At 67.7% G+C, this 8367-nt stretch carries 10 protein-coding genes and 2 pseudogenes; 9 read left to right on the top strand and 3 right to left on the bottom strand.

What is annotated here, in order from left to right:
* Positions 1-476: 476 nt before the first annotated feature.
* From ACFYX0_RS14805 to ACFYX0_RS14795, 3 genes and pseudogenes are all read right to left on the bottom strand, one after another.
* Complete coding sequence (locus tag ACFYX0_RS14805) at positions 477-1691, bottom strand: PP2C family protein-serine/threonine phosphatase (RefSeq protein ID WP_388970294.1); 1215 nt, start codon at positions 1689-1691, stop codon at positions 477-479.
* A gap of 446 nt (positions 1692-2137) precedes the next feature.
* Positions 2138-2472: pseudogene (locus tag ACFYX0_RS14800) on the bottom strand (hypothetical protein).
* Positions 2469-2882, bottom strand: a complete 414-nt coding sequence (locus tag ACFYX0_RS14795) for an ATP-binding protein (RefSeq protein ID WP_388970292.1) — start codon at positions 2880-2882, stop codon at positions 2469-2471. Before ACFYX0_RS14795 ends, ACFYX0_RS14800 begins: the two are co-directional and overlap by 4 nt.
* Positions 2883-3097: 215 nt before the next feature.
* Between ACFYX0_RS14795 and ACFYX0_RS14790 the strand changes: the two genes are divergently transcribed.
* The 9 genes and pseudogenes from ACFYX0_RS14790 to ACFYX0_RS14750 all read left to right on the top strand — a co-directional run bounded on the left by ACFYX0_RS14790 (position 3098) and on the right by ACFYX0_RS14750 (position 8270).
* Positions 3098-3412, top strand: a complete 315-nt coding sequence (locus ACFYX0_RS14790) for a putative quinol monooxygenase (RefSeq protein ID WP_037765418.1) — start codon at positions 3098-3100, stop codon at positions 3410-3412.
* Entirely contained in the window at positions 3402-4631 is a 1230-nt protein-coding gene (locus tag ACFYX0_RS14785; RefSeq protein ID WP_388970290.1) for a helix-turn-helix domain-containing protein, read from the top strand. The genes ACFYX0_RS14790 and ACFYX0_RS14785 overlap by 11 nt, the downstream gene beginning before the upstream one ends.
* Positions 4632-4951: 320 nt before the next feature.
* On the top strand, positions 4952-5308 hold the full coding sequence (locus ACFYX0_RS14780) for a hypothetical protein (protein ID WP_010040228.1): 357 nt from the start codon (positions 4952-4954) through the stop codon (positions 5306-5308).
* A pseudogene (locus tag ACFYX0_RS14775) lies at positions 5308-6683 on the top strand (FtsK/SpoIIIE domain-containing protein). Before ACFYX0_RS14780 ends, ACFYX0_RS14775 begins: the two are co-directional and overlap by 1 nt.
* A gap of 67 nt (positions 6684-6750) precedes the next feature.
* Positions 6751-6984, top strand: a complete 234-nt coding sequence (locus ACFYX0_RS14770; protein ID WP_388970288.1) for a hypothetical protein — start codon at positions 6751-6753, stop codon at positions 6982-6984.
* A gap of 22 nt (positions 6985-7006) precedes the next feature.
* Positions 7007-7603 (top strand): DUF2637 domain-containing protein, encoded by a 597-nt coding sequence (locus tag ACFYX0_RS14765; RefSeq protein ID WP_388970286.1) that lies wholly within the window; start codon positions 7007-7009, stop codon positions 7601-7603.
* Positions 7604-7613: 10 nt separating this feature from the next.
* A complete protein-coding gene (locus ACFYX0_RS14760; RefSeq protein ID WP_351925844.1) occupies positions 7614-7805 on the top strand; it encodes a mobile element transfer protein in 192 nt (63 codons plus the stop codon).
* Between the two features lie 10 nt (positions 7806-7815).
* The gene (locus ACFYX0_RS14755; RefSeq protein WP_388970284.1) at positions 7816-8010 is read left to right on the top strand and encodes a hypothetical protein; all 195 of its coding nucleotides are present in this window, start codon (positions 7816-7818) and stop codon (positions 8008-8010) included.
* Positions 8011-8024: 14 nt separating this feature from the next.
* Positions 8025-8270 carry a SpdD protein gene (locus tag ACFYX0_RS14750; RefSeq protein WP_388970282.1) on the top strand — a complete coding sequence of 82 codons (246 nt, stop codon included), beginning with the start codon at positions 8025-8027 and terminating at the stop codon, positions 8268-8270.
* Positions 8271-8367: the final 97 nt, after the last annotated feature.

Below are 8367 nucleotides of genomic sequence, written 5' to 3'. Positions count from 1 at the left end.
GGCCACCCTCGAACGGTCCGCATGAACCTCAGCCGACGACAGTCAGCCATGACGGCGGGTGCGCCGACCGACCATGCGCGCGTATGTCTTGCTGCACCCCCACCGGCGCCTCCGCCACGCTGTCAATGCTGTTGACCAGAGCAAGCCGTGGGGCCGGCTCGCGACGACGGCACCCGAGCTCTCAGCTTGGGAATCTGCCGGCTCAGCCTTCCCAGGTTCGAATCCTGGCGCCGCCACAGTAACGGGAATCAGCCCCTGACCAGCAAGTTTGGTCGGGGGCTGATCTCGTCTACGGCTACCGGGAGTCTCCGTGATTCCCCGCGGCTCCCCCCTCGATCTGGCACGCTCGTGACACGGCTCGGTGACCTTGATCATGCGGTCGGCGCAGTCTCAATGACCGAGTCAAGCGTCGCTCAACCTGTTCGCCCCTCGATGCGAACTATGGGCAGGATGGTCATTGAGGTCAGGTGGGCTGGTCAACTGGTCGCCAAGGACCGTTGGCGGTCGGTGGCGGTCGTGGTGGTTGCTGTACTTCCCTGCTGTACTGCACTGGGTCGTTCCCCCAGGTCAGAAGTGCTGCGTGACCGCATATCGAAGGACATCGAGACGCCGCACTCATCACAGGTCGATTGGTCAGCCGATGGCGCTATGCCGTCAGCGGGTTGACGTTTGATTGCGATCAAGGCGGCGTCGTCGTCGAGTCGGCCGCCGACGTGGTTGAGAAGGTCGCCGCGGAGGTGGTTGAGGAGTGCCGTGGGATGGCGGTGGTTCTGGGGGGTGAGTCGTTTGGCGAGCGGGTAGAACTCGCCGTCGGTATTGCGGGCTTCGATGGCACCGTCGGTGTAGAGGAGGAGGGTGTCTTTGGCGCGTAGGGCGAAGGTGTCGAGGTGATAGGTGGTTTGCGTCAATGCGCCCAGTCCCAGCGGGGGCGCGGGTTGGCCGGCTTCCAGGGTCACGACGTCGTTCCCTCGTAGGAGTAGCGGTGGGGGGTGTCCGCAGGTGACGCTCCGCACGAGGGGCTCGGCGTCGGGGATTTCGAGGAGAGTGGCGGTGACGAACGCCTCTTCGGTCTGTTCGGGGCTCACTGCTTCGGATGCGTTGCTGCGGACGCTTGAATCCAGGTAGGCGGCGAGTTCCGGCAGCGTGGTCAGTCGGCGGGCGGCGTCGCGGAACGTGCTGATGGTGTGGGCGGCGTTGCCGACCGCCGCCAGGCCCTTGCCTCGTACGTCGCCGATGATCAACCGTGTTCCCGTGGGCGTGCGCACGGCGGCGTAGAGATCTCCGCCGATGCGTGCTTCGTCCTCTGCCGCCAGGTACGTCGAGGCCAGGTGAAGAGGGCCGAGTCGGTGGGGGAGGGGAGGCAGTATGGCGCGTTGCGCGGCCTCGGCGACTGCGTGCAGCTGGACCAGCTTTCGCTGTCCGTGTTCCGTCAGGTACCGGGCGATCGTGACGGCCACCGAGGTCGCAAGGAGGGCAGCCGTCTGTGGCGGGTTCACCGTTTGGCGGACCAGGTAGATGGCCATCAAAGCCGACACGGACATGAGGGCGACAAGTGAGGTCACCCGGGAGCTCGCGTACCAGGCAGTGAGTACAGGCACCATGATCAGCAAGTCGCCGAGATGAGCTGAGCCAGGCACCTGAAGATCGATGAGTGTGATCGCCAGAATGAGCAGCAAGGCGATGGTCAGCATGGATCGTGGTTGCGGCAAGGTGCGCGAGTGAACGAGTGACGGCCTAGCTCGGTGATGCATCAGGTGTGGCTCCTGCATGCAACCTGGAGCCGTATACGCAGGGTCGAGGAACGTGAATGCCATGTGCTGCTCCGTCTCTAAGGGATCATATCCTCGGTTCTGATGATTCTATCAATTAAACGGACATATGCGGGCATGTGGGGTCGTGTGTGGCAGGTCACAAGCGTTGTGGATGCTGGCCGGGCTTGATCAGGGCGAGTCTCCGCCGCTGGGCAGGGACGTTCCGCGGCTGGGGTGACGACTGACCCGCCGTCCCTCGTGGTGCACGGAGCCGACCGCCCCAGCCCCGACGTGTTCTGACCTCATGCCCCGTGTGCCTGCCGCCCGCGCCCGCCCGGAGGAGCGAAGCGACGACGGGTGCTTGAACCCGTGAAGAAGGTTGTAACTCAGTCGGTCGCGTGGGGTGTGGGTGCTTTGAAGTCGTCTACGCAGGCTGGGAGTTTGCCCTCTTGGCGATGCGCGAGCGGCAAGAAGAGCACTGGTCGGATCGTCCACGTCACGCGTGTGCTGGCCTGGGTGATGGTCACCGTGCTGGGCTCCGCGCGTAGGAGTGCACGCCTCGTGTGGACGCGGCCCTCGTATAACCACATCCATGCCTCGTCCGAGGCGGTGCCGGCTGTTGCTGCGTAGTGAGGTCTTGCGTCCAGCACTCGCACCAGTATCCGCGGCGGGGTTTGCCCACGTGGTCTCCGAGGCGTGCGTCGTCTGGTGGGGGATTCATGAGCACGGCGACGACTCCTGGAGTTCGGCCGGGACACGGAGTTCGGCGGTGACGGTGCGGCCGGAGTCGTCGCCGTGGACCAGGACGCGATGGGCGAGAGCGGCGACCATGCCGAGGCCTCGGCCGTGGGTGGCGTTGGGGGATGGGTGCTGGACCGCGGGACTGGTCTTGGCGTCTCCGGAATCCGTTACTGCGATGGTCACGATCAGCTCGGAGACCGTGAGCGTGACGTGGAAGGCGCCGGCTGGGTCGCCGCTGGCGGTGTGCATGAGGGCGTTGGTGCCGAGTTCGGTGACGATCAGCTCGGCGTCTTCCGAGTGGGGGTGGCCGTTCAGTGTCGCGCGGGTCCAACTGCGCGCCGCGCGGAGTTGTTGGGGCTCTCCGGGGAAGGTGCGTCGGTGGGTGGGCATGGCGTCCTCCATGGCGGATGACCTGCTGCTTTCTGTGTCAGCCGGGCCGATCGGCTGACACGGACCATGCAGAGCCGTACAATTAGTACTAGCACCGTACCGAATGTGCGCGTACCTGGAGTACGGGTTCGTACTTTTCGTGCGGGCGGCCCAGCGCATAGCGTTCGGCCTGCGGTCTGGTGCTGGCCTGGATGCCGATGGAGAGAGGACTTCGCATGTTCGGTCTGTTTGTGCGCTTCACCTGCAAGGACGAAGAGTCGGCAGTTGCCTTCGATGACCTTGTGGCCCGGACTGGTGAGCAGATCCGTGCGAACGAGCCCGGAACGGTGATCTATGCAGTGCACCGCGTTGACGGCCGCCCCCTGGAGCGCGTGTTCTACGAGCTCTACCGGGACAAGGACGCGTTCGAAGAGCACGAGTCGAAGGACTACGTGCGGGCCTTCCTCTCCGAGCGGGACCGGTACCTCTCCGCCACGGAGGTCGATCGCCTGGACTTCGTGTCCGGCAAGGGCGTGGACGTTGAGCACTGAGTATCAGAAGGCGCTCGGTCGCAAGATCGCCTTCCATCGCAAGCGCCGAGGGCTGTCGCAGAAGGAGTTCGCGGGCCTGCTGGGGCGCTCGGAAGCCTGGGTGTCCCAGGTGGAGCGGGGCGTACGCCGCATCGACCGGATGACCGTGTTGGAAAAGGTCGCCGATGTCCTTGAGGTTCCGGTCGCCGAGTTGGCGGCTGAGGCCCCCATCGTTGCGTCGATCGCCGAGGGTGAGCCACCTGGGGCGAGTCGCTTGCGGATGGTGCTGAGTGCCGCGCACTCACTGAAGGCGGTCCTCGCGCCGCAGAACGCTTCCCCTGATGTTCCGGCGCTTCGCGCCGAGGTCGACCGTGCCTGGTCGTTCACGCATCAGGGCAACTATGCCGACCTGGCCGAGTTGCTCGAGGGGCTCGTTCCCCGGCTGGAGGCGGCCACTCGCTCGGCTGCTGAGGCGGAGCGTCCGGAACTGTTCCGGCTACTGGCGGTCATGTACCACACGTGCAGTGGTGCGCTCGCGAACATGGGCGAGCCCGAGGCGGCCTGGATCGCGGTGGACCGTGCGGTGGTCGCCGCCGAGCGGGCGAATGATCCGCTGTTGATGGCGGCCGGTGAGTTCCGTCTGTCGCTGGTCTTTCTCGGTGCCCGTCACTTCGAGCAGGCAGCCCAGGTGTCCGGGAGTGCCGCTGATGCGCTGCGACCTCTGGCGGAGTCCGGGCAGATCGAGGCGGTGGCCCTGCGCGGCGCCCTGACACTGCAACGGGCGGTTGCTGCCGCTCGGTCGAACCTGGCCGATGAAGCGTACGGCTATCTCCGTGAGGCCCGTGAGATGGCCGAACAGGTCGGTGACGGGCGCAACGACTACAACACCGAGTTCGGACCGACCAACGTCGGCTTGCACGAGGTTGCCGTCGCGGTGGACCTGGGAGATGCCGGTGTCGCACTGCGGGCTGCGCAGGCCGTCGACGAGTCGGGGCTGTCGGCGGAACGGCAGACGCGCTTTCAGATCGATGTCGCCAGGGCCTACGCCCAGCGTCGGCAGGTCGCTGATGCGGTCTCAGCGCTCTTCAGGGCGCGTGAGCTGTCGCCCGAGATGGTGCGGGCCCTGCCGATGGTGAAGCAGCTTGCGGCGGACCTGTTGACCATGGCCCAGCCGCCCTCTGAGGAACTCCGCAACCTGGCGGCGGAGTTGGGCGTACACGAAGTACGGACTGGTACCTGAAGTACTAGGCAGTACTTGGAGTACGGGTTACTGTGGTTGGTGTCGGCAAGCCCCTTCGCGTCCAGCGGAGTTGGCGGTGCGGACATGCGAACGGGCCGGAGCAGGAAGGCAGACCTGCACCGGCGCGTAAGCGGAAGGGCCACAGAAACAGATGTGGCCTGAGCGGGAGGCAGCCCACTCAGGCCGGGTGCGTCTTTGGCATCAACGCTCCTGGAGCGTATCGCGCCCAGTCGGTATGAGGTCAACCTCCCGTTGCGTAGTCATTCGTCACTAAACGCGGCCGTACGCGCGTGCGGCGCAACGCAAGGGAGAGCATTTCTGTGCGTGTCATCCGTGTGGAGACTTCGGCGGCCACCATCCTGCTCACCGAAGCACCGGAACCCAAGGTTCGGGACCGCCAGACCGGAGAGATCGCCAAGGACGCCACCAGCGGCGAAGCACTCATGACGATCGGCGCCGTCTACATCGAGGACGGCGAGTCTTCGCTGATCAAGGTCACCGTTCCGGAAAGCGGCATCTCTGAGGGCCTGACGCTCGGCGCTCCGGTCTCGCTGCCGGGTCTGGTGGCCCGGCCGTGGGAGACCGTGTTCAACGGTCAGCAGCGGCACGGCATCGCCTTTCGCGCCGCAGCCGTCACACCGGCCACCTTCCCGGCTCGGGCCGAGGCCTCGGCCTGATGTCGGACTGGTTGACGCTGCTGGAGGTGGGTGGCCCCCTCGCCGGACTCGGTGGCGGGGCTGCCTACACCCGGGCCCGTCACCCGGGCGTCTACTGGTCCACGGTCGGCCTGCCGATATCGACGGTCCGGCTCCTCGGCTCCTACAGCTCCGTCATGGAGGCGTGCGGCCTGACCGTCCAGCCCTCCCGGCTGCGGGCCCTGGCGGTCAAGGCGACGTCTCGCCGCGAGGTCCGGCCGGTGCCTCCTCGCCGGGGAGTCATCCGGCCACCTCGACGGGCCTGCGGCTTCGGTTACGCCTGGCTCCGGGCCAGGAGCCAGCAGAGGTCGCCGCCTCGGCGGAACGACTGCGGCATGCCTGGGGCGTGCACGCCGTGTACGTGACGGACGTGAAGCCGGGCGTGGTGGAACTGCGGCTCGTCGGCTTCGACGTGCTGAGCAACGTCCGGATGCCCAGGAAAGCGGAGCGCGGACTCCTCAAGGTGCCGGTGGCGCTGAGGGAGGACGCGACGGCCTTCGTACGGGACTACCGGACCATCCCGCACCAACTCACCCTCGGCGCCACCCTGTCTGGGAAGTCCATGTACCAACGGCACCTGGTCACCGGGCTGGCGCAGCAGCCGGTCGCGCTGGTCGGCATCGACTGCAAGCGGGGCGTGGAGCTCGCGCCCTTCGCCCCGCGGCTATCGGCGTTGGCCACCGATCCCGAGCAGGCGGCCGAGCTGCTGCCGGTCCTCGTGAAGGAGATGGAAGACCGGTACGACCTGATCAAGGCCCGGCAAGGCGTCGCGCCGGGCACCCCGGACGAGGAGATCACCTCCGACATCTGGGGCCTGCCCGAGGAAGAACGGCCGGTGCCGATCGTGCTGTTCGTCGATGAAGTGGCCGAACTGTTCCTCGTCGCAACGCGCAAGGACGAGGAACGGCGCGATGAGATGGTCACCCAGCTCATCCGTCTCGCGCAGCTCGGCCGCGCCGCCGGCATCTACCTGGAAGTCTGCGGGCAGAGGTTCGGGGCTGAGCTGGGCAAGGGCGCGACCATGCTGCGGGCCCAGCTCACCGGCCGCGTGTGCCACCGCGTCAACGACGAAGCGTCCGCAAAGATGGCGCTCGGCGACATCGCACCGGAAGCGGTCGACGCCGCCTGTGCCATCGCCCCCGAACGCCCCGGCCTCGCCGTGGCCGGTGACACCTCCGGCGGCTGGTCTCGTATCCGCACCCCGTACCTCTCACTCGGCGACGCTGCTGCGGTCTGCCGGGAGTCGGCTCACCTGGTGCCGAACCTGCCCGCGCTCGAACCGTTCCGGCCCGCGGTGCCGCTCCGTCCGGCTGACGCCCCGGTATCGCTGGTCAAGCCAGTCCCGCTCGCCGAGTAGGCGGCTGACCGCTCAACCACGCTCCAACGGCCCGCACGTCCGTCTCGTGCCAAGTCCCTACCCCGCCATGCCCGAAAACGAGGGAGTCACTTTGTCCCGCCCGTCCATCTCCAAAGTCTCGGCGCTGATCGCCGACCTGTCCGACCACCGCAAATTCGGCGTCGGCAACTACCGCGAACTCATGAGCCGTAAGGCGGACCTGCTGGAACGCATCGCCGCCGACCGGCCCGGCGACACCGAAGGGGCCGAGGTCGCCGCCGCTGCACGCGCGCGGGCCGACGAACTCAAGTCCACTGACTGACCACATCGGAGGGAATCGAACCGTGCGCGCCCACCTGACCCGCGTCGACGCGGTGCTCGTGCAGGCGGTCATCGCCGCCGCGCTGTCCTTCGCCCACCTGCACGACCTGGCCTCGGCCGCAGGACAGCACGGGTGGAAGGCGTGGGCGTACCCGGTTTCCGTGGACCTGCTGCTGGTGGCGGCCTGGCGTCGACTGCGCTCCGGCGGGGCGAAAGCGGGCGGGTGGTGCTGGTTCCTCGTGGCGCTGACCGCGTCGCTCGGCGCCAACGTCGCCACTGCAGGCCTGCTCGATCTGGTCGCCGTACCCGCCTGGCTCCGCATCCTCGTCGCCGGATGGCCCGCGGTCGCCTTCCTCGGCGGCACCCTCCTCGCCCACACCGCACACGACACGACCGGCGAACCCGCACCCGTCATCCCCGAGCCGACCGCCCCTGAGCCCGAACCTCGACCGGCCATCGCCCCTTCCTCGGTGCCGGTCCCGGCCGCCCTCGTCGACCACGCCCGAAAGGTCGCCTCCGAACACCGAGCGCGGACCGGCGCGGCCATCGACACTCCGACACTCCGCGCACGGCTCGGCGTACCGGCGCAACTGGCCGAAGCCATCGCCGCACAGCTCTGAAGGAGCACACATGCCCGCCAACCGCCGTTTCCGCAACGTCGTCCGCATCGGCCCGGTCCAGGTCGGCACGTACTACGACGGCCGGGGCCGCGAGAAGCACACCGCCGCCTGCACGGCCCCGCGCTGCGGCTTCTCCACGGACTACGACAGCCGCGCCGCCGCCGAGCTGGCCGCCCGCACCCATCGCTGCGCCGTCCGCTGAGGAGACCGCTGTGACCGTCTCGCTCCCGCTCGTCTTCGTCCTGGGCGTCATCGCCTGGGCCGCGATCAAGTTCCTCGGCATCCGTCTCTGGGTCGCCGTGGTGATCGCTCTGTTCGGCTTCTGGCTCTCGCACACCTTCCTCGCGCCCGCCATCGAGTCCGGCACCCGTTCGGGAGTCGGCGTGGTCAACGGCACCCACAAGTGACAAGGAGGTCCACCGTGTTCCGTCCCAAGCTGCCCGATGTTCCGACGCTGCCGACGATGCCCGTCGTCCCTCAGCAGACGCAGGCTTCGGCGCCTTTCGCGGGCCGGTCGCTCGCTCCGTTCGCGGTCGCGGTCGCCGGTGTGGTCGTCGTCGGCGTCGTGCTCACCGCGCTCCTGGCGGCCGTCGCCGTATCGGCCGTGTCCGTGGCCATCGCCGCCGTGGTCCTGCGCTCCCTGCTCAGCGGCGCGAACAAGCGCTGACCGGCCGCCGGGGCGGTAGCAAGCCGCCAAGCATCCCGCCGCCCCGGGGCCACCCCTCCAACCGTCGAAACAGCAGAAAGGAACACCCATCATCACC

This window comes from Streptomyces sp. NPDC002573, assembly GCF_042889625.1.
Lineage (GTDB): Bacteria > Actinomycetota > Actinomycetes > Streptomycetales > Streptomycetaceae > Streptomyces > Streptomyces gibsoniae.
The sequence above is the reverse complement of the archived record's forward strand: the minus strand, read 5'-3'. Positions and strand labels throughout refer to the sequence as shown.

What these genes read in the sequence shown, in the direction of transcription:
- ACFYX0_RS14805 (WP_388970294.1), bottom strand. Translation starts at nt 1,691, where the DNA reads ATGCTGACCATCGCCTTGCTGCTCATTCTGGCGATCACACTCATCGAT.
- ACFYX0_RS14795 (WP_388970292.1), bottom strand. Translation starts at nt 2,882, where the DNA reads ATGCCCACCCACCGACGCACCTTCCCCGGAGAGCCCCAACAACTCCGC.
- ACFYX0_RS14790 (WP_037765418.1), top strand. Translation starts at nt 3,098, where the DNA reads ATGTTCGGTCTGTTTGTGCGCTTCACCTGCAAGGACGAAGAGTCGGCA.
- ACFYX0_RS14770 (WP_388970288.1), top strand. Translation starts at nt 6,751, where the DNA reads ATGCCCGAAAACGAGGGAGTCACTTTGTCCCGCCCGTCCATCTCCAAA.
- ACFYX0_RS14760 (WP_351925844.1), top strand. Translation starts at nt 7,614, where the DNA reads ATGCCCGCCAACCGCCGTTTCCGCAACGTCGTCCGCATCGGCCCGGTC.